The organism is Candidatus Accumulibacter vicinus (genome assembly GCF_000584955.1).
Classification (GTDB): domain Bacteria; phylum Pseudomonadota; class Gammaproteobacteria; order Burkholderiales; family Rhodocyclaceae; genus Accumulibacter; species Accumulibacter vicinus.
The window spans coordinates 161,833-163,179 of the sequence record NZ_JDSS02000019.1 but is presented as its reverse complement, the minus strand read 5'-3'; the positions used below and the strand labels follow the sequence as shown (position 1 = coordinate 163,179).

Here is a 1,347-nt window from a genome sequence, read left to right as displayed (position 1 = left end):
CGCTCTTGCGAAGTTCAGCTTGGAGTCGCAGACTCAATCGTGCAGAGAGGGATGGAGACTCCAGGCTGAGCCGATTAGGCCAAGGACCGTTAGTCCATCGTTGGGGAGTGTCTGGCGCATGGCTACTCATTGTGAAACTGTAACGCGAAGTAGTGATCAAACTCGTCATCGCTCATTGCCTGCGTGACGACCCGATCGGCGTCCTGGATTGAGCTGTTCGAGGACCGCGCGTTGCGTGGTGCCGGCGCGACGAGCCAGTCGGCCCAAGACCAGAGCGGTCGAATAGCTGCCGTCGAATTCGACGTGATAGTCGATATTGACCCGCGCGCGCTTCCATTCAGCGAGCGTGAAGGGGGTCGTCGGCAAGGGCCGCAGGTAGGGCGCATCGAGCAGGGCGAAGGCAGAGGCCCGGCAGCCGGGCAGTTTCTTGAAGGGGCGCGAATTCAGTTCCGGCAGCAACGCCGCGATCGCCGCATCGGCCTCGGCCACCGAGAAGAACTGCCGGTGGCGCAGTCGCGCCAGAATCCAGCGCTCGACGACCTGCACGCCGCTTTCGACCTTGGCCTTGTCCTGCGGGCGCCGTCGGCGTGCCGGCAGAATGACGGTGCCGTAGTGGGCGGCAAACTCCTCGGTGAGGCGGTTCAACACCGGCTCATAGGGGTCGGCATCGCGAACCAGGGAGCGCGGATTGTCCGGAACGATGAGCGCGGTGACGCCCCCCATATAGGTCAGCGCCCGCGCCAGTCCGCCGAGCCAGTCGGCCTGCGTCTGCTGCGGCGTGGCACAGGCGAACGTATAGTTGGAAGCCCCGAGAACGGCGACGAAGACGCTAGACGGTCGAATTTCGCCCGTTTGGCCGTCGATGATCGGCACTGTAGGCCCCGCGTAATCGGCGAAGAGCTTCTCGCCGGCACGATGAATCTGCCGCATCGAGCGCTTGAGCTTTCCGGCCCAAGCGCGATAGCGGGTGCAGAATGCCGTGTATTGGTAACCCCGCTCTCTCGTCGCTTGCAGGTACTCTTCCCAGAGCAGCGCAAGCGTCACGCCCTTCTTCTTGAGTTCCTGATGAACGCGCGCGTAGTCGGGCTCGTTTTTGCTGGAGCGACATCATGGTGAAGTATCGGATCCTCTTAACGGAGTCGGATCCAGGGTACCGCGCCCGCGTGCGCCCTTCAGGCGCCGCCGTCGGCCCTTACGGCCTTTTTTTGACCGCCTCGGAGTGGCCCTTGTGGCCCGCCACAACATAAACCTCGTCACACTCCACCTCGCCCGAAAGCGTCGGCTCCCCTTGCACCGCCATGATGCCCGTGCGCAATTGCGAGGTCATGCGGTGTACGTCATCTTTGT

At 63.0% G+C, this 1,347-nt stretch carries 2 pseudogenes; both read right to left on the bottom strand.

Features of this window, described 5'->3' with window-relative positions:
* Positions 1-288: 288 nt before the first annotated feature.
* Positions 289-1,086: pseudogene (gene istA / locus CAPSK01_RS07170) on the bottom strand (IS21 family transposase); the annotation flags it as partial.
* Positions 1,087-1,143: 57 nt separating this feature from the next.
* Positions 1,144-1,347 (bottom strand): annotated as a pseudogene (locus CAPSK01_RS22140) (DDE transposase); the annotation flags it as partial.